This window comes from Pseudoalteromonas sp. H71, from assembly GCF_001468485.1.
GTDB lineage: Bacteria > Pseudomonadota > Gammaproteobacteria > Enterobacterales > Alteromonadaceae > Pseudoalteromonas.
Genome location: NZ_LODI01000009.1, coordinates 1 through 26,495, shown reverse-complemented (window position 1 = coordinate 26,495; position 26,495 = coordinate 1). Strand labels below are relative to the sequence as shown.

Here is a 26,495-nt window from a genome sequence, read left to right as displayed (position 1 = left end):
AGCGGAAACTTTGCAAGTAATGTGAATTCATCTATCATCATTTGGTTAAATTTCATGTGTGTTCACCTTCTTATTGTTCTGTGTATTTCTTAGTGTGTAATATTACACTAGCATGTTTTTTAGCATTACGTACTATTTTTAGAGTCTATTGTAGGAGAATATTATGCGTACGTTAATTATTCTATGCGTCTGTTTTTTAAGCTTATCACTATCGTTATTTTGTAATGCAGAGCCACATAACAGCCGCACATTTGTAAACGCCAATCAGTTGACTCAACATCAAACAACGTGTTGGTACGATGACAAACGTTTTAGTGAAGGCGCATTAATTAGCGTTAAGACGTTCACTTTACTATGCAGTGCTAAAAATCCCAATCAGACCAATGGCGCATTAATGTGGCTTAAGCTTAACGAACAAGGGAAAATTATTTACCCTAAGCAACCTAAAAAAATTACAGTGAATTAGCCTACAAATTTTATTTAAGCTACAATACACACAGTTTAAATAAGCAGTATGGCTATGGATAATCAACCTAAAAACCCATTACATGGGATCACACTAGAACAAATTTTGGTCGAGTTAGAGCAGCGACTGGGCTGGAAAACGTTGGGAGAACAAGTAAAAATTAAATGTTTTACAGAGTCACCTAGCATAAAATCTAGTTTAAAATTTTTACGAAAAACGCCTTGGGCAAGAGACAAAGTTGAAGCATTATATATTCATACAATAAATAACAAACCACTTCGTAAACCGAAAAGCGCACCACGCAAGGCATCAAGCCCCCCACCTGATACAACGGGCTTTGTTTGGCCATCAATAAAAAAATAAACATAAAGGCGCAATTTATTGCGCCTTTATGTTTTTAGTTTCGCTAAATTTCTTTACTGATCACATTAAGTGATGCTGGCTGTATTTCAATCACAAGCCTGTTAGCTGTTTTCACCTCTCCATCAATGACATATTTAATCCCATTATCTGAAGATATTTCGACTTTTTTAGCATTAGTATGTTGGGAGTTAATTGCTAAATGACTTTGCGTTATGCTGCTGAACATAAGCTCCGCAATACTCAATACCGTGGTGGAATTTTCTTTATTGGGTATAAGCCAATTTATATCAAGCAGTCCATCGCTATGATTGGGTTGCCCTCCCCCTTGAGCAAGTAGCGTTGTAAATGGTGCAGCATTAGCGACAACAAAGCTGCTTGTGGTTATAGTCATCGGGTCGTTATCGTCCAACTTAACGCTAAGCTGTTGCGATTTTTGTTCAGAAAATGCCTGAAAAAACCCAGTTAAATAAGCGAGTTGTCCAAATTTATTTTTAAATTCACGGTCTGCTTTTTCAATCATCGCATGTTCAAAACCTATGCCTGCTAAAAGTAGCATTAGTTCGTCGTTACAATAAGCGGTGTCGATTAACGTAGATTGACCATCAATAATTAAATCACATGCTTGCTCTACAGGTATAAATTTTGAACTTATTCCCATCAATACATGGGCTAGCGCATTTGCGGTCCCCAGTGGAATAATACCTAATTTACATGATGTATTAACTAATACGCTCGCGACTTCAGCTACTGTTCCATCGCCACCACAAGCGATAACAATATCAGGCTTTTCTGCAATCGCTTGTTTGGCAAGCTCTATCCCGTTAATGTCTGGACTTGTGGTCATTACGGTTAAATCGTAATAAGTAGACAAACGGGCAATTATAAATTGTTCTTTGTCTTGCCATATTTTTGTACCCGATACGGGATTGGCAATTAAAAATGCACGATTTTTAATCGTCAATTCACCATTTTTATGTCGCTTTGCCAAGTGACGTAATTGGCGCTTATTTAGGTTAGCAGTTTCACGCGTTTCTTTAATTTGGGCAAGCACATCGTGTACATCGGCGTGTTTGTTTTGACTTAGCAAGTAAGCGGCCATAACAAACACAGAGCGGCCTCGACCCAACGCACAATGGACAACGACTTTATTATTTTTTTGAATTTGATGATGGATCCAATTTATTGCCTGATTGAGCTGTGAATGTGTTGGTACGCTATGATCAAGCACTGGAATATTTAAATAATTAATACGCTCTTGCGTAGAGCTCCATTCTAAACCGTCAAACTCGCAGGTAACATCTAAAATAGCGGTTATATCGTTGCTTTTTAATGTGTCTATATCTGAGGGAAATAAACGGCATGCTAAAAAAAGGTCATCGTTAATTTGCTGGATAGGCGGTACCTTATCGTGCTTGCGTGACCACGCGTTATAAACTTGTGCACCTAATAGAAAAGGAATGAACGCCCAACGTATATAAAATGGAATAACACCACTTTCACGTTTTCTAAAAATTTTACCTCTATTAAAAATGTAGGCCCCACTGACCAAAAAAAGCGAAAGCGCGGTCCAGTAAAAAAAGAGTGAAAAATAAATCGAGTTTATTTCCCACCCTATCAAAATCAATATACATGCCAGTATCAAATAACTAATTGCAGCCCACATAAAATCTCCATTTGTATTTATTGCTGTTCACTTTATAGCAAGCAGCTTTTATAGTTATAGCTGCAATTAACACGCCATAAAAAGGCACTCGCAACACTTTTAATACATTGAATTATATAGCTATTTTTGTTTACGTATTATAAATTACTTTATTTTGCGTTTTTTACACAACAAGCATGTTAATTTTTCACACTTAGAATATTAAACTTATCTGATTTTATAATGACTACTAAAGGAACTAATTAGAGCTTGTTTATTTTTAAGGATTCAATTTATACTACCTAAAAACAACTTAATTGCGGCGCGTGATCTATAAGCTAGTGAGCTAAATAAAAGCTGTTCAAAGCTTTCGCGTCCTGCTTAGCTCCTTATCAACCCTTTTTGATAATTTATAAGTCGCTTCTCGATTGAGCTCAAAGGGCCTCGCATGTTTACCCTCAGAAGATTTAAAGACTCAATCAGTTTTACTATAACGAATACATTTATTGCAAAAAAGGACAAAAAGTATACTGTTACATGCTACTTAACTTTTTAGCATCCAAATTTAGGCTACACACGTTTATAAAAAGAGAATAAATAGGATATTTATGGAAAACGATAATTTACTGTCTTTGTTATACGATACGTCGCAAGGCGATAAGCATGCATTTTCAACCTTGTACCAACAAACAAGCGGAAAGCTTTTTGCCATTAGCTTAAATATGCTTTCTAATCGAGCCCATGCCGAAGAAGTGCTGCAAGACGCCTTCATTAAAATATGGCATAACGCCTCAGAATACAATGCCTCTAAAGGCACCGTTATTAGTTGGATGATAAGTATAGTCAGGTATAGAAGTCTTGATGCGTTGCGTTACCATAAAGTAAGAAAAGAGCAAGCAATGGGAGATGATGACTTCGATATTCAGAGCGTCGATGTTAACTACGACGAAAGTACTAAATTAGTAAACTGTATAGAGCAGCTTGAACCTCAACAAAAGCAGGCTATTCATTTAGCTTACTACAAGGGGCTTAGTCACAGTGAGCTAGTTGACCATATAGAGTCGCCATTGGGCACAGTAAAAAGTTGGATCAGGCGCGGGCTTTCGCAACTTCAAAGGTGTTTAACATTATGAATTATACAAAACCCGACTTATTAGATGCGCTCGCAGGGCAATACGTATTGGGCACACTTAAAGGGCTGGCACGAAAGCGTTTTCAGCGTTTATTACTTAGCTCAAGCAAAGCACGTGAGGCAATATTTATGTGGGAACAAAACCTCAATAATTTAGCCAGTGCAATTACACCTCAAGCACCTAGCGATTCTGTTTGGGAAAACATTTTACAAGGTATTGAGTCTAAACCACAGCCAAGTAAAACAGTGGTGCAAACTAAGCCGTCGCTTTGGCAGACATGGTCGTTTATAGCGACCGCCGCGTGCATTGTAATAGCATTTTTAGTCGTTAAGCCGACCGAGGAGGCATCGCAATACCAGCAAATTGCACTCGTACAAAACCAAGATAAACAGTCGTTATGGGTTATTGAAGTAAACGAAGATGCACTAACTATAAAAGCCAGCAATCAATTAGTTGCCCAAAGAGACAAAGATTATCAACTATGGATGATCTTAAAAGGACAAGATTTACCTGTTTCGTTGGGGATATTACCTAAACAAGGTGGTAAATTTTTGTTAAAAGATAAACGCTTTAATGCGGATGATATCTCACTGCTAGCAGTCAGTTTAGAGCCTTTAGGTGGTTCGCCGAACGGCTTACCTACCGAGGTACTTTATGCGACCGAGCTGGTGTTACTATAATCTCCTGTATGGCTGCTTTTATAAGCAGCCATTTTTTATTTAAATAAAATTTAACTTTTTTGCATCCAATCTAAATTGCCCGCCGTTATTAGCTATGACTTCTATTTACAACTAAAGGAAAAAGTCATGAAAGCTTTAACACCGTCAATACTCGCAGTAGTAATATGCAGCACTTTTATAAGCGCACCAATTAACGCATCAAGCCACCGAGAAGCACCTAATATCAGTCGCTTCCCAACGTTAGACTCTACCGATTTTTATGTATTTAATAGCTATGAACAAGGAAAAGAAGAGTACGTAACACTAATTGCTAACTACATTCCATTGCAGGATGCCTACGGCGGCCCTAATTATTTTGCTATGGACCCAGATGCAACTTACAACATACACATAGATAACGATGGTGATGCAATTGAAGACATTACCTTTGCTTTTAATTTTCAAAGCATGTTACCAAATGATAATCAAGGTGTGCAGTTAGCTGTAGGTCCTGAAGGCAACAAGCGTACCGTTTCTGTTCCGCTGAAAAATGTGGGCGGCGTTTCCGCGGGTGATAACAGCGCAACTAATTTTAGTGAATCTTACACACTGAGTATGATTAATGGGCCACAACGTACAGGCGCTGCAACCTTATTAAATAATACAACCACTGGCACATCTACATTTAGCAAACCACTTGATTATATTGGTAATAAAACATTTACCTCTGAAGCTGACTATCAAACTTATGCGGATCAATTTGTATATAACGTGTCTATTCCCGGTTGTGAAAGTATGGCACAAGTGTTTGTTGGCCAAAGAAAAGACGCCTTTGTCGTTAACCTTGGTAAAACGTTCGATTTAGTAAACTACGTACCGGTAGAGGGCGACAGTGCTCCAGGTGCTGGCGATGCAGGCGGTTTTCCTGGAGGCATTACTCAATCGGCTGACAATGACGACTTGGCAGATAAAAACGTAACATCGATTGCGATTGAAGTTCCAAAAAGCTGTATTGTAGGCGAAGGTAATGGCGTTGTTGGTTCGTGGACCACTGCAAGCTTGCCGCAAGCTCGCATACTAAACCCGAATGCTAAATTTGCTAATAATGCAGTTAATGGTGGTGCACTTACCCAAGTATCACGTCTGGGTAATCCACTGGTTAATGAGCTTGTTATTGGTATAAAAGATAAAGATACGTTCTCTACAGCACACCCTAAGAATGATGGTCAGTTTTTAGATTACGTGTCGCATCCTGCTCTTCCTGAACTGTTAAACATATTATTTAAAGATGCTGTTAATACGACACTTGGCGCTAACCTTGAAACATTAGCACCAACAAACTTCCCTCGTACCGATTTAATTACAGCATTTTTAACCGGTTTTGCGGGTGTTAATCAACAAGCCATGGTGACGCCGTCTGAAATGCTCCGTTTAAACACAAACATTGCGGCAACACCGCAAAATGAGCAATCTGCATTTGGTGTTGCAGGAAACGATTTAGCTGGCTTTCCAAACGGTCGACGCCCTGGCGATGACGTTGTTGATATTGCTCTGCGTGTAGTAATGGGTCGTTTATGTCACCCTATTCCTGTAGCAGGCGAAGATACTGACCTAGGTTTGTGTGCGCCTGAAGATGCAAGCGTTGGCACCGTGCCTTTTACTGATGGTGCACCTGTTGATGCAACAATGATGAACTCAACCTTTCCGTACTTAGCTACCCCTCTTGCGGGCTCTAAATAAGGAGTAAACTAATGCAACATTTAAAATTAACGCATATAGGTGTATTACTTGGCGCATTAACGTTGGGAGCATGTAGCAATGACGACGACAATAAAAAGCCGTTGCCTGTGGTTAATACAGCCCCATCTGTGAGCGACATTATGTTAACAACACAAACGGAGGTAAATATCACCGACTCACTGACAGCCACTGATAAAGAAGGTGATTCACTTACTTATTCATTAGTCAGCGAGCCCTCTTTAGGCATGGTAAATATTGATGCTGATGGCACCTTTACTTACACACCAAATAAAGAGGTTACAGGCATAGATAGCTTTACATTTGGCGTATCTGATGGCGTAAATAGCCAAGTAAGTGCAATAGTAAATATCACTATTGAAGCCTTGCAAGTTGACTTTGCTCAGTTTGCTACTGATGCATTTAACCAAGCACCTAATGCAGAGCCACTCTCTATCAATGGACGTGAGTTCACGAACAAAGACACCGATATTAATAATTTAATTAATAGTAATCAGTAAATAAGCTGACCGGCCATGGATGGCTATTTTAAGGATACGAATATGAAACCAGGGCTCATTAAATTCATTATTGCATTAAGCTTAGTATGCTCATTTAACCTTTTTGCAAATGCTTACACCCCAAAAGATAACGACGTAATTGCTGTTACTAAATCAAATATAACAGCGTCTTTATCGCTCAGTGAAATAAAAACCGCGGTGGAGCAAAGCCAATTTGTAGGGCAAACAGAAAATATGCAGGGCGTATTAAAAAATAAGCTGTCTAAATTATATATTAGCGAGCCAACCCCTGACATAGGCTACTTATATGCACGCGTTTTGCAAAAAGAGCATTTATTTAATGACGCTATCACCGTAGCAAACAATGTTTTAAAAATAATGCCTGATCACAGTAATACTCATCTATTACTCGCAAACTTGTACATGACACAAGGCCAATTTGAACTTGCCAAGCAGCATTGTTTAGCTCTTATAACTAGAGTAAGCACATTAACTGCAAGTACTTGTGTACTAGATGTGCAAAGTCAGCACGGTAATTTATTAGGTAGCTATCAGTCTTTAGTGAAGCTTGCGAATAAAAAGCCTATTGACCTCAACACAAAACATGTATTAGCTGAAATGAGCTTTAGATTACAAAACTACACAAACGCATTAAAGCATCTTGAAAATATAAGCTTAGTAAACGCGCCAGTAAGCCTTATTGTGTTATGGGCAGACATACAACTGGGCTTAAATAAGCCACAGCAAGTAATAAACAAATTAAGTAACTTAATAAAAGAACCACACGATTTAGAAGACGCGCTGTTACTTCGCTTAGCCATTGCAGAAAAACAACTAAACATGACGCAATACACATGGCAAAACACCATGAAGCAACGAGTAGAGCTAAGAGAAGTGCGCCACGACAGTTTTCATGCCAGTGATTTAGCAAACTACTATATTCATGTGCAGCCTAACAAATCAAAAGCGCTGTATTGGGCCAATATTAACTGGCAACAGGCCAAGATGAATATCGACCAAGCGCTTATTATTCAAGCTAAAAGGATGTAAATAATATGAGTAAATTAATACGCGTATTTTCGATTATGTTGTTAAGCTTATTTTTTACAACAGCAGCTTTTGCACACCAGTTAAGTACTGGCTACATTACGCTTAATAGCAACAATACAACTCAATACAGCGGGAATTGGGAAATCAACGTGGCTGATTTAGAGCACGTTATAGCACTCGACTTAGACCAAAACGCCAACATTACTTGGGCTGAAATAAAAGCAAAACGTGTAGCAATTAACACATTTATTAAAAACAATCTTATCGCGGAACAAAACACGCAAACGTGTGCACTCACTGTAAATAATAATTACCAGCTAAATGAGCACTTTAATCAACCTTACTTGGTATTGCCCGTGTCATTTTCATGTTTCACAAATGGCCCTATTACTCTTAAGTATTCAGCTTTTTTTCAAGACGACGCTAATCATAAAGTTATTGTTAATGTAGACGACATAGCACGTGTTTTTAGTATAAATGAACCTAACCAAACCTTTAATACAAAGCAATCAAGCTATTTAGACACCTTTACAGAATATGTATACCAAGGCGTACTGCATATTTGGATAGGCATTGATCATATTTTATTTTTAATTGCGCTATTACTTACCTGTGTTTTAACCCGTGATAAAAACACGTGGCAGGCCATTGGATCTAAACAACACATCATTAAACACACTGCATGGATTGTTACAGCATTTACACTTGCACACTCTATAACGCTTACAGCAACAGCGCTTGATTTAATATCACTCAATACTCGCTGGGTTGAGCTAACTATTGCTATATCCGTTTTATTTGCGGCACTGAATAATGTATGGCCACTCATACTTCGCCTAGGCTGGTTAACATTTGCCTTTGGATTACTACACGGTATGGGTTTTGCGAGTGTACTTGGAGAATTAGGTTTATCGAGTAACTACCAATTAATGAGCATACTGGCATTTAATTTAGGGGTAGAAATAGGCCAACTGAGTATTTTATTAGTGGCGTTACCTGTGTTAATGGCACTTAGAAAAACCACTTGGTATGTAAAATGGTTAATGCCTACAGGGTCTATAGGCATTGCCATTGTGGCTCTAAAATGGTCTATAGAACGCTTTTAAACATAATTATACCAATTAGCTTAATGTAAGTGATCTATTTTGAGGATAAAAACGTGTTGATAGCTGTGCAAAAAATTCGCTATTTAGTTGTTCTCGGTAATTGCTCCTGCATTGCTCTACCTTCTGCATACATGCAGTCGTAAATGAGAATTTTTAACGCAAATAGCGATACGTTTAGCCCGTATAGTGATTATGTATTATTGCTAATTGGTATTACCTTAAACGGCCGTTAATACTATAAACCCGCTAATATTGCAGGTGTATAGTATCTACACTTTAATAGCATAACTTTAATCTTTAAAGGGCATTAATAACGTTCTCATTGCAGGGCGAAGCGCAATTAAAACGGTCTCTTCGGTAAGTTCGGGGTAAAGTACTTTTCGTAAAAGTAAGCCCGCCATTACTGAAAAAATAACATTTATGCGGCTTTCTAGTTCTGCCTCATCTATGTCTTTTATCACGCTGCGTTCACTTATTAAAAGCTGGCGCATTCTATTACGTGCTTGCGTATCTGCATCACGTAATAATTTAGCAACTTTATTATTTCGCCCGGCCTCGGCTAACATCTCTAAATCGACCGCACATTCCCCAGTATCCATGTGCCTTTGTACGCCTATGTTTAAGCCGTTCAACAATACAGTGAGCGTGTCTTCTGGTTGTCCTTCAAAATGTTCAAAAATAGAGAACATTTCTTCCATATCTTTTTCAATAATACTTTCTATAATGGCTTCTTTGCTTTCAAAGTAATTGTAAATATGGCCCGCACTCATCCCTGCTGTTCTGGATATTTCTGCCATTCCTGCAGCATGAAAGCCTTTACGACGAAAGCATTCTGCCGCCGCAGTTAAAACCTGATCACGACGCGCTTTTGCTATAGCTGGATCTGTTTGTCTTTTAGTTTTCATACAAAGCTCCCCTGTCGAATTATTAAACTCGACAGTAGGGCAAATACTTACTCATTTTTAAACAAACCTGCCACTAAAAAATAAGTATTCAGCCCTTTTAAAATCTCGTTAACTTTAACTAGCTGCAACACGGTGTTTACAGCTATAAACCTTTACTTAATTGGCTTGAGCGCTTTTCTCCCAGCCACCACCAACCACTTTATACAAGCTAATTTGGCTAGCAAGCAACGCTTGTTGACCTAAAATTTGCTGTTGCTGTGCACTGTACCAGCTGCGTTGCGCATCAAGGACTTGTAAATAGCTATCTACGCCTTTTTCATAACGCGCCTTTGATAACGAAAAGGTAGACTCACGGCTTTGCAGTAACATATCAAGCGCATTTAATTGCGCTTGATAGCCTTCGTTATCGGCTAACGCATCAGACACTTCACGAAATGCTTGCTGAATTTTTTGCTGGTAAGTAACTACCGCAATTTGTTGGTCAGCTTTAGCAACATCTAACTGAGCTTGATTCCTGCCCATATTAAAAATAGGTAAAGTTACTGATGGAACAAAACTCCATGTACCCGACCCTGCATCAAATAAACCACCTAAATCGCTAGAGGCAGTGCCTGCATTAGCCGTTAAGCTAATGCTTGGATAGAATGCTGCACGGGCAATACCTATATTAGCGTTAGCCGCAAGTAACTGATGCTCTGCTGCTTTAATATCTGGGCGTTGAGTTAATAAATCGGAGGGTAAACCAACCGGTATTTTGGGCAACGCTAATAACGAGTCTAACTCTTTATTTGGCAGGAGTTCAGGGCTTACTGGTTTTCCTACTAATAAATCAAGTGCATTTTTATCGCGTTTCAGTAAACGTTTATACGTTGCAATATCAACCTTAGCGCTGGCAACGGTGCTTTTAAGTTGCTCTAACGTAATTTTTGATGCTGCGCCTAAATCAAAGCTTTGCTGAGTAAGCGCAAGCGACGCTTGTTGCGATTTTAACGTTTCTTCAGCAAGCCCAAGTAATTGTTGGTCTGTTGCATAATTAAGCCATGCATTTGCAAGCTCTGCCACCAACGATACTTGCGAGCTATATTGAGTCAGCTCAGAGGAATATAAATTCTGTAGCGCTTGTTGTGTTTGGTTTCGAACCTTACCCCATATGTCTAATTCATAAGAGGTAATGCCTACAGTCGCACTGTATTGCGAACTAATACTCGCCTCATCAGTACCTGTCAAACTTGCTGGCAGGCGCTGACGCGTGCCCGAGCCATTTACACTTAACGACGGATACAATGTTGAGTTTTCTATTTGATATAACCCACGTACCCGCTGCACATTAAGCATCGCAATTTGTAGGTCTTTATTGTGCTCAAGGCTCTGATTTATAAGCACCTGAAGTTTTTTATCGCTAAAAAACTGCTGCCACTTTAGCGTATTAACTGTTGCCAGCTCTGTCTGAGCTGCATACGATTTTGGCACTGGCAACACTAAATTTTGCTGTTCAGGTGCCAACTGGCACCCACTTAAAACAATGAGAGCCAGTGCACTTAACGAAAACGTTTTTATAGCCATTATGCAGCCTCCTCGTTAGTGCTTTTTTCTTTTGCAGGAAAAACCCGGCGTACTAATACAAAAAATAACGGCACAAAAACAACAACTAATATAGAAGAGGCAAGTGTTCCACCAATGATAGAAATACCTAACGCATTTTGCGCACCAGAACCCGCACTTGATGCAATAGCTAGAGGGATAACGCCGCAAATAAAGGCCATTGAAGTCATTAAAATTGGGCGTAAACGCAGTCTTACTGCAGCCACGGCCGCTTCAACTAAACCAAGCCCCTCATCCATTTTATGTATGGCAAATTCCACAATTAATATGGCATTTTTAGACGCTAACCCTATCGTAGTTAATAAGCCCACTTGCAAGTAAATATCGTTTGATAATCCGCTAGCTAATGCAGCCATAGCAGCACCAAATATACCTAACGGAACAATCATCATGACGGCAAACGGTACCGACCAACTCTCATAAAGTGCCGCTAAGCATAAAAATACAAATAACAACGACAAACCATATAACAAAGGTGCTTGGCCACTACTAGAGCGTTCTTGAAATGAAATACCTGTCCACTCTGACGAAATACCATTTGGCAGCTGCTTTACTAAACGCTCCATTTCATCCATTGCTTGCCCTGTACTGTAGCCAGGCGCAGCGGTCCCTTGTATTTCCATTGCAGAAAAACCATTGTAGCGCTCTAAACGAGGCGAGCCGTAAGTCCAATATGCAGTTGCAAAGGCAGAAAACGGAACCATATCGCCATCTTTGTTGCGCACATACCATTTATTTAAATCTTCAGGCACCATTCTCGATTTAGCATCACCTTGCATATACACCTTTTTAACTCGCCCACGGTCAATAAAGTCATTGACATAGCTACTACCCCAAGCAGTAGCAAGGGTGTTATTAATATCGGTTTGCGAGACACCCAATGCTTGTGCTTTAGCTAAATCAGTATCGAGTTGTATTTCAGGCATGTCTTCTTGCCCATTAGGGCGCACACCAGCCAATACAGGACTTTGGCTTGCTAAACCTAATAGCTGGTTACGCGCAGCTAAAAGCGCATCGTGGCCCAAGCCTACTCTGTCTTGTAAAAAGATATTAAAACCATTCGCTGTACCCAGCTCTACAATTGCAGGCGGTGGGAAAGCAAACACAAACGCTTCTTTAATACTGGAAAAATACCCCATAGCTTTACCTGCCACACCTTGCACAGATAAATCATCACGTTGTCGTTCATCCCAATGTTTAAGATTAACAAACCCTATGGCTGAGTTTTGCCCAGAACCTGCAAAGCTAAACCCGGTAACAGTAAAAATACCGTTTACTGCCTCAGATTGTTCGTTCAAGTAGTGGTTTTCTACTTTTTTAACCACTTCAAGTGTTTGCTCAGTTGTAGAGCCCGCAGGCAATGAAACTTGGTTAAACAGTATGCCTTGGTCTTCGTCAGGCAAAAATGCGGTAGGTAAATTTGAAAACACATAAGCCATTCCACCCACAATTAAGAAGTATATAACAAGGTAACGTTTAGCATGCTTGATCATGCGGCTTACAAAGCTTTGTGCACCCGAATTTGTTTTATCAAACCCACGGTTAAAGCCTATAAAAAACTTACCAAATAACGATTTATCATTATGAACATGGCTAGGCTTCAAAAGAGTTGCACACAATGCCGGCGTAAGTATAAGCGCCACAAGAACCGATAACCCCATAGCAGATACTAAAGTGATAGAAAACTGACGATAGATTATTCCTGTAGAGCCGCTAAAAAAGGCCATAGGGATAAATACAGCAGAAAGCACCATTGCAATACCAACAAGCGCCCCTTTAATTTCATCCATAGATTTACGAGTTGCTTCTAACGCTGAGAGTTTCTCTTCGGTCATCAGACGCTCTACGTTTTCTACAACAACAATGGCATCATCAACTAGTAATCCTATGGCAAGAACCATGGCAAACATAGTCAATGTGTTAATTGAGTAACCAAAAGTATATAAAATACCAAACGTACCCAACAATACCACTGGCACTGCAATTGTTGGAATAAGCGTTGCCCTAAAGTTCTGCAAAAACAAATACATAACAACAAACACCAACACAACAGCTTCTATAAGCGTATGAATTACTTTTTCAATTGAAAGCGCCACAAACGGTGTTGTGTCATAAGGCACAACCGCCTCGAGCCCTTCAGGAAAAAATGGCTCTAATTCTGCAATTGCATCCTTTACGCCCTGCGCAGTATCAAGCGCATTAGCGCCACTGGCCAATTTAATACCCAAGCCTGAGGCTGGTTTTCCATCATAACGCGCAACAACCCGGTAACTTTCACCACCTAACTCAACCCGAGCAACATCACTCAACCTTACAAAAGAGCCATCAGCATTTGTTTTAACTAAAATGTCTCTAAATTGTTCAGGTGTTTGTAAGCGGCTTTGCGCGGTCACAGTTGCGTTGAGTTGCTGACCTGCAACTGCTGGCATAGCGCCTAATTGCCCGGCTGACACTTGCGCGTTTTGTGCACTAATAGACGCGCTAATGTCTGCAGGCGTCAATTTATAGTTTTGAAGCTTGGCAGGATCTAACCAAATACGCATCGCATACTGCGAGCCAAATAACTGTACTTCACCCACACCTTCAACACGCGAAACAATGTCTTGCACGTTTGATGACACATAATCGCCAATATCAATGTTGGTCATGCTGCCATCTTTTGACATAAACGCGTAAACCATCAAAAAGTTACGAGCTGACTTTGCAACCACAACACCTTGGCGTTGCACGGCCTCTGGTAAAAGTGGTGTAGCAGTAGCTAGTTTATTTTGCACCTGAACCTGAGCAATATCAGGATCGGTTTCAGCGCTAAACGAAAGTGTGAGCGTTGCTGAGCCGCTAGACTCTGACGTTGACGACATATAAAGCAAGCCATCTAAGCCTTTCATTTTTTGCTCTATAACCTGGGTAACGGTATCTTCAAGCGTACGAGCCGATGCACCTGGGTAGGTTGCCGTAATACTTATTGCCGGTGGTGCAATAGATGGATACTGTGCAATAGGCAAACTTTTAATAGCTAAAATACCTGCTAGCATCACTACTATGGCAAGTACCCAAGCAAATATAGGTCTATCGATAAAAAATCGTGACATGTAAATTCTCCGTTATTGCGCTTTAGCGGTTTGAACTTCAGATGGACTAACCGGTGCGCCTGGGCGAATTTTTTGTAACCCTTCTACAATCAGTTTATCACCTTCCATTACACCATCGGTGACAAGCCAATTAGATCCAATGGTGCGGTCTGTTTTCAAAACACGGCTCTCTACTGTGTTACTTTTGCTAACAACCATTGCTGTAGGTTCACCTTTTGAATTTCGACTAACACCACGCTGTGGCACTAAAATAGCGTCGTTTTTAACACCTTCAACAATCGAGGCGCGAGCATACATCCCCGGAAGTAGTAACTTTTCAGGGTTAGGAAATTTAGCGCGTAATGTAACCGACCCTGTACTTGGGTCAACTGTCACTTCAGAAAACTGTAAAGTGCCTTTATGGGAATAAACAGAGCCATCTTCCATAGTGAGTTCAACATCGGTTTGACTGGTTGAATCTACACTTAAATCGCCCGAAACAATCGCTTTTTTGAGCTTGGTTAATTCGTTACTCGACTGCGTTAAATCAATATAAATAGGATCAAGTTGTGTCACTGTTGCCAAAGAAGTGGCCTGGTTAGCACTCACTAATGCACCTACGGTGACATTCGATTTACTAATTTGCCCACTAATAGGCGAAGATACATGGCTGTATTCTAAATTAATTTCTGAGGTTTGCAGCTGCGCTTGGGCAGTAAGAAGTTCTGCTTTTGCTTGTTTATAGGCTGCATCAGCTTCGTCGTAATCTTGCTGGCTTACCGCTTTGATTTTTAATAATTCACTATAACGAGACGCTTTAGCTTTACTACTTGCAATGCTTGCTTGAGCGCGGGCAACAGCTGCTTCACTTGCCGCTAAGTTTGCTTCAAAAGTAGCTGGATTAATTTGATATAGCGCTTGATTTTTTTCTACTTGAGACCCTTCGGTAAATAAGCGAGATTGCACAATACCACTCACTTGCGGGCGGATTTCTGCAATTTGAAATGCACTAATACGTCCAGGCAGCTCTTGCCTTAAAGTTAGCGTTTGTTTTTTTAGCGTAATAACCCCGACTGGCACAGCTTTAGGAGCTGATGCCTGCGACTGCTCTGCCACTTGGTCGCAACCAGTCAACGCAACTGAGCCTAGGAGAACTGAAAATACAAATAAAGCGGTGCGAGAACGCTGCATGTTAAATACCTTTAATTTAGAGTGAACGATCATTCTAAATTAAATGTTAGTGAGAATACATCTTAATAAGCAGATCTTTACACAAAATTACACTCAACCATTCAGTCTCATACTTAAACACTAAGTAATGTTAATAACGTTCTTTGTAAAATATATTTACACCTACAAGCTAGCTATCGCCTTCACTGCAAAGAGTTATCTTAAAATCGAAGATGACTTACGCAAAAGCCTGCTTGTTCATAGTAAAGCCTAAAAGTAGATAGTGAAGAGATTTAAATGTTATATTTCATATAATTAAAAATAAAAGCCATTCTGCTACGTAACAGCCTGAGTATAGCCATACATAGTTTATGTAATAAACAAACTAATAAACTTTTATTAACAAAAAAGCCAAGGCAAGCTTGGCTTTGTTTAAAATGATGAAGTTAAGCGCCTATTAAAACGGCTTATAAAGTGATTAGGATGACAAATTTGAGGCTAACCTAGATACAAGCAACTGCTCAACACGGATACCTTCAACATCAACCACTTCAAATTTAAAGCCCGCATAACTTATGTGTTCAGCGCGTTTTGGTATACGCTTCATTGTGTAAATTAAAAAGCCTGCCACCGTTTCGTAATGCATCTGCTCTGGGAACTCTTCTATATCGAGTACTTTAGCTAAATCGCTAATTGGCGTCAGCCCGTCAACTAACCACGAGCTTTTATCTCGCTCGATTATTAACTCATCCCCTTGGTGAGTTATTAAATCTCCCATAAAGCCTTTCATCAAATCTTTTACAGTAACAATACCAACAAGTAATGCATATTCGTTTACCACAATAGCAAATGGTTTAGCGGCGCTTTTAAATGCATTTAACGCCTCTGATAAACTTAAGGTTTCTGGTAAGTAAAATACATCGGTATCAACTAATTCGTCATTGATGTTAGCAGCTTCACCTTTGAGCACTTGACGTAAAATATCTTTTGATTCAACAGAGCCATGTAATTTATCTAGGTTACCCGTCACAACTAAAAAATGATTATGCGGATGATCAATAATCTTGGTCGCAATGTCATGGCTACTTTCGTTTAAATCAAAGTACACAATTTGGTCGCGCGGTGTCATTACGCTTGATAAAAAACGTGCTTCTAAATCAAACACATTGCCAATTAAATCATACTCTTGTTTTTGCAAACTGCCATACTCAGCGCCAGCTTCCATCATGGCAACAATGTCTTCTGTGGTTACGTTATCTTCACGCTCTGCGGGAACTTTAAATAGCCGCAGCACAAAGTTAGTCACACCATTAAAAAACATAACCAAAGGCGTCAAGGCAAATGTAACCCAACGCATTATATTAACGACCTTAACAGCAACAGCTTCTGGCATGATCATCGCTAATCGCTTTGGCATTAAATCGGCGAATAAAATAAATAACGAGGTAATAGTAAAAAATGAGAATAAAAAGCTAATTTTCTCTACATATGCACCCTGATAAAATAAAACCAATACTTTTTCAACGTATGGCGATAACGCTTGTTCCCCTACAATGCCGCCTAATATAGCGATAGCATTAAGTGCTATTTGTATCATGGCGAAGAACGCGCCCGGGTTTTCTTGCAGCTTTAATACTGCGGCTGCATTTAAACTGCCTTCGTCTGCCATTACGCGAAGTTTTATTTTTCGTGACGCTGCAATTGCTATTTCCGACATAGCAAACAACGCACTGATCAAGATCAATAGACTAATCCCGATTAAATCACCCATTTAACGCTCCAAAAAGTTAGCGCTTTTTATATAAAAAGCAGCTGATTATAGTCGCTTTTTTAATCGCAGCAATTGATATTTTTAATTTATGTTTAAGTTTTTATTATTCAGTTAGTTAAATGGATTTTAGCCATTAATTAAGGGAGGAGGTTTGTCTAAATGCAAGCTGTAACTGTGCAACTAACGACTCATCCATATTTATATTACACGCAAAATATAACGGAGATTGAGCCGTATTTAAATCAAGCACTGGCTCGAGTAAATTTAATTTTGGTGATGTTTTGAGACGGTAATTAAATTGTTTTTTACTTAGGACAACAAAATCAAGAATGTCACGGCGTGCACTAATTAACTTATCTATTTTATCTAGGTTATCAATTAGTAACAGATGTCGGCTTTCGTTAAAACCGCGCTCAAGTAAATAATGATGGCTAAAGTTATCTCTTAATACTGCTATTTTATAACGTTTGGCATCATGTAAGGTCCTTAATTTTATACCACGAGATTTTAGTCCAAAAATCGCTGACTCAAACTCTTCAAGTTCAGCTATCCACACAAATTTATTTTCTCTTGGTGGCAAACGAACAATTGAAAAAATGCAGGTGTTTCTATCTCGAAGGGCTGCATTATAAGACACACTCCAATTGTTAGCCGACATAGCGTAACTAATACCAGCAGCATTAAGGGCGTTTTTTACCTTGTCTACAGAGCGACCTGCCAATTGGTTGTTTGTATCGAGATATTGAAAGTCAGGGAAAACTTCCGTCACTATATTAATTTCGTTAGCATGAGCAACAGGGTATAAAAGACAAAGTAAAAAAACGAATCCCTTCATTCAATAAACCTCAACTAAATTAGTGTAATTATTCAATTAATATAGTTGAGGCTGAGTAGACTGCTAGTTTTGAGTAGTCAATTAAACACGATTAAGCCTATAGTATTAATTTTTATTTGTTCATCGCATTAATCAAAAAGGCTGAAATTTTTGCGCCTTCTTTTAACGTTGTTTCAGAACTTGCTTGCCCAACTAAAGAACTGTCGGTAAATGGTGCTATTTCCATCATGTCAGCGCCTGTAATAGGAAACTCATCTGCAATGGCCGATAAAATATCTAATGCATGTTGAGGTGTTAACCCGTTATCCTCAGGAGTACCGGTTGCAGAAGCAAATTCAGCATCGAGGGCATCTATATCAAAACTAACATACACTTCGTCAACATTATCAGCTTTTAATTGTGCAATAGTATCTGCGGCAATAGCGGCTGCACCACGTTCAATAATTTCATGCGCCCAATGTTGTTTAACCCCAAATGTGTTTTCCCAGTGTGATTTTGGTTTTCCACTTGAGCGTATGCCAAATTGAATTAAGTGATGTGGTGCAGGTAAAAACTCTAAAATATGTGTACACCAAGACCCAAAACATAAATCTATGCCTAGACGCTCCACAAGTAAATCGGTGTGCGCATCAAAGTGGATAATAGCCGTGCGCTTCCCTTGCTCGCGCTTAGCTTTTAAATAGGCTTTGGTTAATGGGTAACTAATAGAGTGGTCGCCACCAATACCAAAAATACCTTTATCTTTAAACGTCGCGTAAAAGCTATCGCACACATCTTCGGTAATTGATAGCGGACTGACGTAGTAATCGTTATTTTCGTTTCCGTATAGCGCTTTTTGGCAATTAGAGATAGTTGCGTCGTTTAGGTACTTGTCGTGCAATAAATGAGGGATAACACGTACATCGCCTAAGTCAAACGAATGACATTCGGGGTGCTGGTCAATTAATGCTGAACGAACAAACAAAGGACCCCAATTAGCACCACGTAGAATACCGCCACCACAATCAGAACTAATTCCAAGCATTACCGCTTTATAAGGAGAGTGTGGCAACTCATTTAACGATTCACGCCATAACGTCTCTACATTTTCGGTTTGACCGTACAGTTTATTTCGAAGTGCCGCTTTTCGCTCTTTTGCAGTATTAACAGTAAAAACACCATCGCCAGGAGCACATAAGCAGTGCTCTACTTTACTATTAAATGCTTGAATTTCTTGACTCATAATAAATCCTTATGAATTGTACTGTGCGTATTTTAGTGATTATTTATGCAAAATGATTAAACAGACCTAAACTTTAAAAAATTAAAAATCGGAATTTTTTAACGTATGTATCATTAAAATTAATTCTAAAAAAACTTAAAATAAAAACATAACACACTGATAGTTAGTAAATTTTAATTAATACTGGCGATTGTCATTCATGACTAACCACTTGATTGAGTGATACTTATAATGTCTACGCGCACAAGTCAACTGCACACGTAAACCATAAATTTATGAGTGTGCTTGAATATTCATAGTTGGTGCATAAAATACGCTACAGCCCTGTTTTACTGGCCTAGGCACGCGCTCAATTTTATAAATACGGACATACGTCCTGTACTTAAGGTAGGTTTCTAGCAAAGATGCTAGATTGAAAAAAATTATTTTAAAAAGGCTTAGATATGGAAAAGGTATTTCACTTAGGACTATGTATTGACGATCTACAAGGTGCAAAACTTGCAATAGTACCCGGTGACCCAGATCGCGCTGCACGCATTTCAAAATTCCTAGACAACCCAACCTGTCTTGCTCAAACACGTGAGTTTCATGTTTATCTTGGTCAATTAAATGGCCATTCAGTTGTTATATGCTCTACAGGTATTGGCGGCCCATCTACATCGATTGCAGTAGAGGAACTTGCTCAACTAGGCGTGCGTCAATTTTTACGTATTGGTACTACGGGTGCTATTCAGCCTCACATTAATGAAGGTGAAATATTAATTAGCCAAGCGTCTGTGCGCTTAGACGGTGCAAGCCAACATTTTGCACCGCTTAGCTACCCGGCTGTGTCTGACTTTTATGCAACACAGGCCATGGTTGAAGCATGTAAAAATTTAAACATTGATTTTCACATTGGTATTACTGCATCTAGCGACACTTTTTACCCAGGCCAAGAACGCTACGATACACATTCTGGTTATGTGCCAAAAGCATTTCAAGGTAGCTGTGAAGAATGGCAAAAACTAGGGGTAATGAACTACGAAATGGAGTCGGCTACATTATTCACTATGTGTGCAGCTCTTGGCTTGCAAGCTGCCTGTGTTGCCGGTGTATTAGTTAACCGTACTCGTCAAGAAATCCCTAACGTTGACCACGGTGAAATAGAAAGGAAATCAGTGGCTGTTGTGTTAGAAGCCGCTAAAGTGTTACTCGGTTAGTATTTATTTATAAGTAAATTGATATGTAAAAGCACAGCTTATTAGCTGTGCTTTTATGACTCTATTTAAGCGCAGCGCTAATTACTTGTAGCTCTGGCAAATCAGTAAATCCCGATAGTACCGCTTTCGATACGCCCGCTTGATTTTCGTGCCCTTTCGTTTCTAACAGTGTGATGCCTTTCACTGTCTCCTTATCAAAACTAAGGCCAGCTAAAAAGAACTGACTCAACGCGCTTTGTAGAGGCGATAAGCTTGGACTATAGGCTGCGTTTTCTGCATAACTGCCGTAAAAATCCCCATTATTAAATGTACTTACTTTTACCGCACTAAAATTTTGGCTGTACGGTACATATGCATTTAACGCAAAGCCAGCAAAAGTCTCTTCAATCTGTTCATCATCAAAAACCGCACACTGAGGTTTTGGATTAAACAAGCTAAATTCGTTACCTAAATCGGTTGGCCCAAACGAGTGAGGTAATAGCTCTGCTAATTTAAAATGTTGGCTTGGAAGTAAAATATCAAATTCTTTCGCATCGGCTAATTCGTTCATAAATTGGCGACAGTAACCACAGGGAGCATCGCTTATAGCAATTTTAAGAATTTTTTTAGCGCCATTTAACCAAGCGTTATTAATGGCAGACTGTTCTGCATGAACAACTAAACTCAACGCTTGGTGATCAAACTCTACATTAGCGCCAAAATAAAAGCTGATTTGTTGCTGCTCATCCATGGCTTTGACAATAGCACCCACATGAAAATGTGATACTGGAGCCACCGAAAACTCAGACGCTAAAGGCACTAAACCTTGTAATAATGAATCGACTGAAACATTAAACTCTTTGCACAGCTGTTCAATATTGTTTGCGTTTAATATGCCGCGTTGCGACTTTAATTGGCTACGTAAAGACGCTGTTTGCGCTACGTTTAAAGAGATGTGTGTATTAATAAGTGCTGTGTCTTGTTGCACAGTAAAAGTTGATGAAGCCATAAGGTTTTTTAATTATTCAATGGCTAAGTAGTTTAAAAGGTTAAGACCCAAATTGCTAGGGCCTGTTGACCTTTCAGGATTAAAATTTGTTCTAACTATGGACGATTTGATCGTGGCGCGAGGTTTGTAACCTAGTGGGCTAAATAAAAACCGAGCAAAGCTACCGCGTCCTGCTCACGCCCCTTACCTACATCCATGTAGGCAACAAAGAGTTAATCGTTCCTAGGACGAACCTTCTGGCAGCGCGTGTTTGGTATTCATACTGCGTTATCGCCTATTTATGGGGAATAACCACACTACATAGGCTCTGCCTTGCCTAAGTACCAAACACACTGCTGCAAATTTAACCTCAAAAGATAAACAGGCCCTCGGTTATTAAACATAAAAAAAGGGAACACAGCGTGTTCCCTTGCTAAATAATAAACGTTAACGATTAACCAGTATTACGCATACCTGCAGCAATACCTGTCATAGTGATCATTAATGCATTATCGATGTCCCCTTCGTTATGCTCCTCGTTAGAACGAGCACGGCGAAGCAATTCAACCTGCAATACATTAAGCGGATCGGTGTACGGATTTCGTAAACTAATCGACTCTTTGATCCAAGGCTGACCGGCAAGTAAACTTTTTTGTGGACTTAATGACTGCACAAGCTCAATGGCTTCTTCAAGCTCTTTTCGCAAAGTTACACCCAATGGCTTGTACATGTCTTCCACCAGCGCATTATCATAATGCTCACTTAACCAGCTATCGGCTTTACTAAATACCATTTCGAGCATTTCTAAACGGGCTCTAAAAAATGGCCAATTGAGGCTCATTTCGTTTAGTGTTTCTAAGCCATATTGATCTAGTGCCTTTTTTAAGCCTGTTAACGCACCTAACCAAGCAGGCAACATTAACCGGTTTTGACTCCATGCAAAAATCCACGGAATAGCACGTAAACTTTCAACGCCTCCATTAGGGTTGCGTTTTGCAGGGCGAGAGCCAAGCGGAAGTTTAGAGAGCTCCAACTCTGGCGTTGCCATTCTAAAGTAAGGAACAAAATTCTCATCATGGCGAACAACATTGCGGTAATGCTCACACGACTGCTCACTAATAAGCTTCATGACTTCGCGCCATTGTGGCTTAGGCTCTGGCGGTGGTAATAAGTTACTTTGCAGTACAGCACCTGCATATATATTTAAGCTCTGCAGTGCAACATCTGGCAAACCAAATTTAAAGCGTATCATTTCGCCTTGCTCTGTTACCCGTAAGCCACCTTTAAGTGAGCCTGGTGGTTGCGAATGCAATGCTTGCGCAGCCGGTGCACCACCTCGACCAACGGTTCCTCCTCGGCCGTGAAACAACACAAGCTCAATGCCACGCTCATCGGCAAGTTGCACTAGTTTGTCCATGGCTTCGTATTGAGCCCAACCGGCAGCCATCATACCGGCATCTTTTGCCGAATCGGAATAACCGATCATTACATTTTGCGTATTTTGAATATGGCCGCGGTACCACACATTATCGAGTAATGTAGTGATCACGTCGCTACCGTTATTTAAATCGTCTAATGTTTCAAATAATGGGGCAACCGGCAATTCAAAACTACAGCCACTTTCTTTAAGAAGAAGCTGAACAGCTAAAATATCGGATGCAGTGCGTGCCATAGAAATAATATACAAACCAAATGTTTTTTCATCTTGCTGTGCGATTACATCGAAGGTGTCGAGCACTTCTTGTACATCAGGGCTTGGTTGCCAATGCTTAGGAATAAGCGGACGACGCGAATTAAGCTCTGCTAATAAAAAGGCTTGCTTATCTTGCTCTTGCCACTGGTTGTAATCCCCTAACCCTAAATAACGCGTAAGTTCAGAAAAAACGTCGCTGTGGCGCGATGAGTCTTGGCGCACATCTAATTTTGCCAAACGCAGGCCAAAGCTGTTTAAACGATGCATTAAATCAAGCAGTAACCCGTCAGCAACGACTTTCATGTTACATTTTAATAACGAACGATAACACACCTCAATTGGGTGTTTGAGTTGGTTAATATCAGTTACAAGGTCTTGTGCATCAGTGCGTTTGTGTTTAATTTTTGCACCTAAATGTGCCACTGTTTCAGACACTTCGCCTTTAAGCTTTTTGAGCACTGTGCGGTAGGGTTCAAAGTCTTGGCCAGCTAACTCAATAAGCTCTTCGCTAGCATCAGACATAGATAACTCAGCGCATAACGTATCAATATCTCGGCCATATAAATCAAGCGCCATCCAACGACCATGGTCAAGTACTTGTGAAGTAACCTGCGCAGTAACAAATGGGTTACCGTCGCGATCTCCCCCCATCCAAGATGTGAATTCAATAGGGCTGTAATCAATGGGCAGCTCTAAACTAAGCTGCTCTTTTGCGTGTTCCGAAAACTCACGTAAAAACCGAGGTACTGCATGCCACAGGCTATTTTCTATAACTGCATAGCCCCATTTAGCTTCATCGACAGGCGTTGGGCGCGAGCGGCGAATATCGTCGGTATGCCACGCTTGGCTTATTAGCTGGGCAATTCTATTTAAAATAGCTTCGCGCTCATGTTCCAAGTTATCTTTTCGTTCCAGCGATGCTAAACAGTCGCTCAACTCTACGTGCTTATTGATGATTGTACGACGAGTAACCTCAGTGGGGTGAGCAGTTAATACTAAATTAATGTGGAGTTTTGAGAGTGTGTCAGCAAGGTGGTTCGAATCTAGCTGACCTTCTTGTGCTTTAGCGGCTAACGTTTTTAATGTTTGAGTGAGAGGGTTTTGCTGGCCAAGACCAGCGTCATTAAAACGCGATACAGTATGAAACTGCTCTGCCACATTGGCTAAATTTAAAAAATGATTAAATGAACGGGCAACCGGTAAAAGCTCTTCATCACTAAGCGCATGTAGTACTTCAATTAACGCCTTGCGATCGTCTTCATTACCACTGCGAGAGGATTTTGATAAAGCCCGAATTTCTTCTACTTTATCTAAAATTGCTTGGCCTTGGGCATCTTTTATAGTTTGACCTAATAATTGTCCAAGTAGACCTACATTACCTCGCAGGGCGGCATATTGTTCACTCATTTCTCAGTCTCCTTTGTTTCATGGAAGACTATTAATATCATTAAGAGCGCATATTTAATAGATCCATTTGCAATGTCATGTCGTAAAAAAATATAGATAAAATAATCACAAAGCATTGATATGATCATTTTTTACGACGGCAACTGCCCCCTTTGTAGCACCGAGATGCAGCAGCTAAAGCAAGCCGACAAGCACAATCTCATCACGCTTGAAGACTTAAATGCAAACGACTTTAGCCATCGTTATGCTCATGTGAATAAAACTCAAGCACTTACTTACTTGCAAGCACAATTAGACACTGGTGAGATGATTTATGGGCTAGATGTAACGTACCAGTCTTGGAAAACAGTTGGTAAACACAGGTGGCTGAAACTACTTCGCCTACCCGTTATTCGAATTTTTGCAGATTGGGGGTATGTTTTTTTTGCAAAGCATAGGCACTCTATTAGCCAGTTTTTAATGCCTAACACCCAATGCAATAACGGCCAGTGCGCCATAAAATCAAAAGGTAAAAAATGAAAACCATCATCCTTTTTGGTGCTAGTAGCGCGATAGCTAAAGCCTACGTAAAGCACCTTCAAAACCAAGCAAATAAATTTAACATTGTATGTGTAAGTTCAAGCAACACAGTTTCACAAAATAGTGACAACATTAGTTATTATAATACTGACTACTCTGCGGATAGCTTATCTGGATTGACTCAGCATTTAAAAGATGAACAAGCCGACATACACCAAGTAATTATGTTTAACGGTAAGTTACATAACACCGAACACATGCCAGAAAAAAAGCTTGAGGATATCAACGCTGATTATTTTAACTTGTTACTAAACGCTAATACGCTCACCCCATTGCTTTGTTTGCAAAGCGTTTTACCTTTAATTAATCATAAAACGCATTGTACAATAACAGCCCTCAGTGCACGTGTGGGAAGTATCAACGACAACAAAATGGGGGGCTGGTACACTTACCGTGCATCTAAATCAGCCCTAAATATGCTATTTAAAACTGCCGCAGTAGAGCTCGCTCGTCGTGCAAAGAACACCAAACTTGTGCTGTTCCACCCCGGTACAACCGATACCGAGCTGTCTAAGCCATTTCAAAAAAATGTACCCGAAGGCAAGTTGTTTACACCCGAATTTGTAGCACACCAACTTTTTGATTTAACAAATAATAACCCTGATTTAGAACTAAATGGCGAGCCGGCCTACTTAGATTGGCAAGGCTCAACTATACCGTGGTAAGGATTTAAAATGCATTTTACTAAAGCGCGCATCGACGCACTTGAAAAACGTACTCGTACACATTTAATAAACTCGTTATCTGGGTTTAAAAGTGCAAACTTAATAGGCACACAAGACCTACTAGGCAACACTAATCTATCGATTGTCAGTTCGGTTATTCATTTAGGGGCTCATCCTCCTCTGGTTGGCATGATAATGCGACCACACAGTGTACCGCGCCACACGTTTGAAAATATATTACAAACAGGTGTTTACACTATTAATCAGGTTAATAAAGCCATTTATAAACAAGCGCATCAAACCTCTGCACGCTACGACAAAGACGAATCTGAATTTGATGCTACGGGGCTTACTCCTGAGTATTTAAATGAGTTCTCAGCTCCTTTTGTTGAAGAAAGCCGATTAAAATACTCTGTTAAATTTGTTGAAAGTAAACATCTTGAAATAAATGGTACTGAACTGGTAATCGGTGAAATTGTAGACGTGTATTTAGATGAAACCGCTTTGCAAAGCGATGGTTTTCTAGATTTACAAGCCATTGATACTGTGGCTGTGACGGGCCTTGACAGCTACCACACCGCCAATAAATTAACGCGCCTTCCCTACGCAAAAAAATAACATTAAGGGGTGTATTTCACTAATGCCAGTCAGTTAAGCTGACTGGTATTTTTCTTTTTTGTGGGGTATTTGCTTGGTTTGGGTTTGACCCTCCGAGGGTAGAACCTGTCTTCC

Annotated in this window: 22 protein-coding genes; 12 read left to right on the top strand and 10 right to left on the bottom strand. The window is 39.9% G+C overall.

Going from position 1 to position 26,495, the window contains the following annotated elements; genetic code table 11:
• Positions 1-163 precede the first annotated feature (163 nt).
• Both ATS71_RS06390 and ATS71_RS06385 read left to right on the top strand, forming a co-directional pair.
• Positions 164-466: a DUF1496 domain-containing protein gene (locus ATS71_RS06390; protein WP_058404066.1), complete on the top strand. Its 303-nt coding sequence runs from the start codon at positions 164-166 to the stop codon at positions 464-466.
• A 54-nt stretch (positions 467-520) separates the two neighbouring features.
• Entirely contained in the window at positions 521-829 is a 309-nt protein-coding gene (locus ATS71_RS06385; protein WP_058404065.1) for a VF530 family DNA-binding protein, read from the top strand.
• A 43-nt stretch (positions 830-872) separates the two neighbouring features.
• Here ATS71_RS06385 and ATS71_RS06380 read toward each other — a convergent pair whose 3' ends face one another.
• The gene (locus tag ATS71_RS06380) at positions 873-2,492 is read right to left on the bottom strand and encodes a diacylglycerol kinase family protein (RefSeq protein ID WP_058404064.1); all 1,620 of its coding nucleotides are present in this window, start codon (positions 2,490-2,492) and stop codon (positions 873-875) included.
• A 587-nt stretch (positions 2,493-3,079) separates the two neighbouring features.
• Here ATS71_RS06380 and ATS71_RS06375 point away from each other — a divergent pair.
• From ATS71_RS06375 to ATS71_RS06350, 6 genes are all read left to right on the top strand, one after another.
• A complete protein-coding gene (locus ATS71_RS06375) occupies positions 3,080-3,604 on the top strand; it encodes a sigma-70 family RNA polymerase sigma factor (protein WP_058404063.1) in 525 nt (174 codons plus the stop codon).
• Positions 3,601-4,284 (top strand): anti-sigma factor, encoded by a 684-nt coding sequence (locus ATS71_RS06370; protein ID WP_058404062.1) that lies wholly within the window; start codon positions 3,601-3,603, stop codon positions 4,282-4,284. The genes ATS71_RS06375 and ATS71_RS06370 overlap by 4 nt, the downstream gene beginning before the upstream one ends.
• Positions 4,285-4,410: 126 nt before the next feature.
• Positions 4,411-6,003, top strand: a complete 1,593-nt coding sequence (locus ATS71_RS06365; protein WP_058404061.1) for a DUF4331 domain-containing protein — start codon at positions 4,411-4,413, stop codon at positions 6,001-6,003.
• An 11-nt stretch (positions 6,004-6,014) separates the two neighbouring features.
• The gene (locus ATS71_RS06360; protein ID WP_058404060.1) at positions 6,015-6,521 is read left to right on the top strand and encodes an Ig-like domain-containing protein; all 507 of its coding nucleotides are present in this window, start codon (positions 6,015-6,017) and stop codon (positions 6,519-6,521) included.
• A 42-nt stretch (positions 6,522-6,563) separates the two neighbouring features.
• Positions 6,564-7,571, top strand: a complete 1,008-nt coding sequence (locus ATS71_RS06355; protein WP_058404059.1) for a tetratricopeptide repeat protein — start codon at positions 6,564-6,566, stop codon at positions 7,569-7,571.
• Between the two features lie 5 nt (positions 7,572-7,576).
• Positions 7,577-8,677, top strand: coding sequence for a HupE/UreJ family protein (locus tag ATS71_RS06350; protein WP_058404058.1), 1,101 nt, complete (start codon positions 7,577-7,579; stop codon positions 8,675-8,677).
• A 290-nt stretch (positions 8,678-8,967) separates the two neighbouring features.
• Here ATS71_RS06350 and ATS71_RS06345 read toward each other — a convergent pair whose 3' ends face one another.
• The 7 genes from ATS71_RS06345 to ATS71_RS06315 all read right to left on the bottom strand — a co-directional run bounded on the left by ATS71_RS06345 (position 8,968) and on the right by ATS71_RS06315 (position 19,253).
• Positions 8,968-9,582, bottom strand: a complete 615-nt coding sequence (locus ATS71_RS06345; protein WP_058404057.1) for a TetR/AcrR family transcriptional regulator — start codon at positions 9,580-9,582, stop codon at positions 8,968-8,970.
• A 156-nt stretch (positions 9,583-9,738) separates the two neighbouring features.
• Complete coding sequence (locus ATS71_RS06340; protein ID WP_058404056.1) at positions 9,739-11,145, bottom strand: efflux transporter outer membrane subunit; 1,407 nt, start codon at positions 11,143-11,145, stop codon at positions 9,739-9,741.
• Positions 11,145-14,276, bottom strand: coding sequence for an efflux RND transporter permease subunit (locus ATS71_RS06335; protein WP_058404055.1), 3,132 nt, complete (start codon positions 14,274-14,276; stop codon positions 11,145-11,147). Before ATS71_RS06335 ends, ATS71_RS06340 begins: the two co-directional genes overlap by 1 nt.
• Positions 14,277-14,288: 12 nt before the next feature.
• Positions 14,289-15,446: an efflux RND transporter periplasmic adaptor subunit gene (locus ATS71_RS06330; protein ID WP_058404054.1), complete on the bottom strand. Its 1,158-nt coding sequence runs from the start codon at positions 15,444-15,446 to the stop codon at positions 14,289-14,291.
• Between the two features lie 457 nt (positions 15,447-15,903).
• Positions 15,904-17,196, bottom strand: coding sequence for a hemolysin family protein (locus ATS71_RS06325; RefSeq protein ID WP_058404053.1), 1,293 nt, complete (start codon positions 17,194-17,196; stop codon positions 15,904-15,906).
• A gap of 133 nt (positions 17,197-17,329) precedes the next feature.
• On the bottom strand, positions 17,330-18,031 hold the full coding sequence (locus ATS71_RS06320; RefSeq protein WP_058404052.1) for a transporter substrate-binding domain-containing protein: 702 nt from the start codon (positions 18,029-18,031) through the stop codon (positions 17,330-17,332).
• A gap of 112 nt (positions 18,032-18,143) precedes the next feature.
• A complete protein-coding gene (locus ATS71_RS06315; RefSeq protein WP_058404051.1) occupies positions 18,144-19,253 on the bottom strand; it encodes an arginase family protein in 1,110 nt (369 codons plus the stop codon).
• A 443-nt stretch (positions 19,254-19,696) separates the two neighbouring features.
• Here ATS71_RS06315 and udp point away from each other — a divergent pair, with 443 nt between their 5' ends.
• Complete coding sequence (udp, locus tag ATS71_RS06310; RefSeq protein ID WP_058404050.1) at positions 19,697-20,452, top strand: uridine phosphorylase; 756 nt, start codon at positions 19,697-19,699, stop codon at positions 20,450-20,452.
• A gap of 61 nt (positions 20,453-20,513) precedes the next feature.
• Here udp and cdd read toward each other — a convergent pair whose 3' ends face one another.
• Positions 20,514-21,440, bottom strand: a complete 927-nt coding sequence (gene cdd, locus ATS71_RS06305) for a cytidine deaminase (protein WP_058404049.1) — start codon at positions 21,438-21,440, stop codon at positions 20,514-20,516.
• Between the two features lie 433 nt (positions 21,441-21,873).
• Positions 21,874-24,519: a phosphoenolpyruvate carboxylase gene (ppc, locus tag ATS71_RS06300; protein WP_058404048.1), complete on the bottom strand. Its 2,646-nt coding sequence runs from the start codon at positions 24,517-24,519 to the stop codon at positions 21,874-21,876.
• Positions 24,520-24,639: 120 nt separating this feature from the next.
• On the opposite strand from ppc, the gene ATS71_RS06295 reads away from it, so the two are divergent.
• Genes ATS71_RS06295 through ATS71_RS06285 form a run of 3 tightly spaced genes read left to right on the top strand, consistent with a single transcriptional unit; the run spans position 24,640 to position 26,381 of the window.
• Positions 24,640-25,038, top strand: coding sequence for a thiol-disulfide oxidoreductase DCC family protein (locus tag ATS71_RS06295; protein ID WP_058404047.1), 399 nt, complete (start codon positions 24,640-24,642; stop codon positions 25,036-25,038).
• Positions 25,035-25,763 (top strand): SDR family NAD(P)-dependent oxidoreductase, encoded by a 729-nt coding sequence (locus tag ATS71_RS06290; RefSeq protein ID WP_058404046.1) that lies wholly within the window; start codon positions 25,035-25,037, stop codon positions 25,761-25,763. Before ATS71_RS06295 ends, ATS71_RS06290 begins: the two co-directional genes overlap by 4 nt.
• A 9-nt stretch (positions 25,764-25,772) precedes the next feature.
• The gene (locus ATS71_RS06285; protein WP_058404045.1) at positions 25,773-26,381 is read left to right on the top strand and encodes a flavin reductase family protein; all 609 of its coding nucleotides are present in this window, start codon (positions 25,773-25,775) and stop codon (positions 26,379-26,381) included.
• Positions 26,382-26,495 lie beyond the last annotated feature (114 nt).

Excerpts from the sequence above, each read along its gene's own strand:
- ATS71_RS06390 (WP_058404066.1), top strand. The coding sequence starts at position 164 with ATGCGTACGTTAATTATTCTATGCGTCTGTTTTTTAAGCTTATCACTA.
- ATS71_RS06385 (WP_058404065.1), top strand. The coding sequence starts at position 521 with ATGGATAATCAACCTAAAAACCCATTACATGGGATCACACTAGAACAA.
- ATS71_RS06380 (WP_058404064.1), bottom strand. The coding sequence starts at position 2,492 with ATGTGGGCTGCAATTAGTTATTTGATACTGGCATGTATATTGATTTTG.
- ATS71_RS06375 (WP_058404063.1), top strand. The coding sequence starts at position 3,080 with ATGGAAAACGATAATTTACTGTCTTTGTTATACGATACGTCGCAAGGC.
- ATS71_RS06370 (WP_058404062.1), top strand. The coding sequence starts at position 3,601 with ATGAATTATACAAAACCCGACTTATTAGATGCGCTCGCAGGGCAATAC.
- ATS71_RS06365 (WP_058404061.1), top strand. The coding sequence starts at position 4,411 with ATGAAAGCTTTAACACCGTCAATACTCGCAGTAGTAATATGCAGCACT.
- ATS71_RS06360 (WP_058404060.1), top strand. The coding sequence starts at position 6,015 with ATGCAACATTTAAAATTAACGCATATAGGTGTATTACTTGGCGCATTA.
- ATS71_RS06355 (WP_058404059.1), top strand. The coding sequence starts at position 6,564 with ATGAAACCAGGGCTCATTAAATTCATTATTGCATTAAGCTTAGTATGC.
- ATS71_RS06350 (WP_058404058.1), top strand. The coding sequence starts at position 7,577 with ATGAGTAAATTAATACGCGTATTTTCGATTATGTTGTTAAGCTTATTT.
- ATS71_RS06345 (WP_058404057.1), bottom strand. The coding sequence starts at position 9,582 with ATGAAAACTAAAAGACAAACAGATCCAGCTATAGCAAAAGCGCGTCGT.
- ATS71_RS06340 (WP_058404056.1), bottom strand. The coding sequence starts at position 11,145 with ATGGCTATAAAAACGTTTTCGTTAAGTGCACTGGCTCTCATTGTTTTA.
- ATS71_RS06335 (WP_058404055.1), bottom strand. The coding sequence starts at position 14,276 with ATGTCACGATTTTTTATCGATAGACCTATATTTGCTTGGGTACTTGCC.
- ATS71_RS06330 (WP_058404054.1), bottom strand. The coding sequence starts at position 15,446 with ATGCAGCGTTCTCGCACCGCTTTATTTGTATTTTCAGTTCTCCTAGGC.
- ATS71_RS06325 (WP_058404053.1), bottom strand. The coding sequence starts at position 17,196 with ATGGGTGATTTAATCGGGATTAGTCTATTGATCTTGATCAGTGCGTTG.
- ATS71_RS06320 (WP_058404052.1), bottom strand. The coding sequence starts at position 18,031 with ATGAAGGGATTCGTTTTTTTACTTTGTCTTTTATACCCTGTTGCTCAT.
- ATS71_RS06315 (WP_058404051.1), bottom strand. The coding sequence starts at position 19,253 with ATGAGTCAAGAAATTCAAGCATTTAATAGTAAAGTAGAGCACTGCTTA.
- udp (WP_058404050.1), top strand. The coding sequence starts at position 19,697 with ATGGAAAAGGTATTTCACTTAGGACTATGTATTGACGATCTACAAGGT.
- cdd (WP_058404049.1), bottom strand. The coding sequence starts at position 21,440 with ATGGCTTCATCAACTTTTACTGTGCAACAAGACACAGCACTTATTAAT.
- ppc (WP_058404048.1), bottom strand. The coding sequence starts at position 24,519 with ATGAGTGAACAATATGCCGCCCTGCGAGGTAATGTAGGTCTACTTGGA.
- ATS71_RS06295 (WP_058404047.1), top strand. The coding sequence starts at position 24,640 with ATGATCATTTTTTACGACGGCAACTGCCCCCTTTGTAGCACCGAGATG.
- ATS71_RS06290 (WP_058404046.1), top strand. The coding sequence starts at position 25,035 with ATGAAAACCATCATCCTTTTTGGTGCTAGTAGCGCGATAGCTAAAGCC.
- ATS71_RS06285 (WP_058404045.1), top strand. The coding sequence starts at position 25,773 with ATGCATTTTACTAAAGCGCGCATCGACGCACTTGAAAAACGTACTCGT.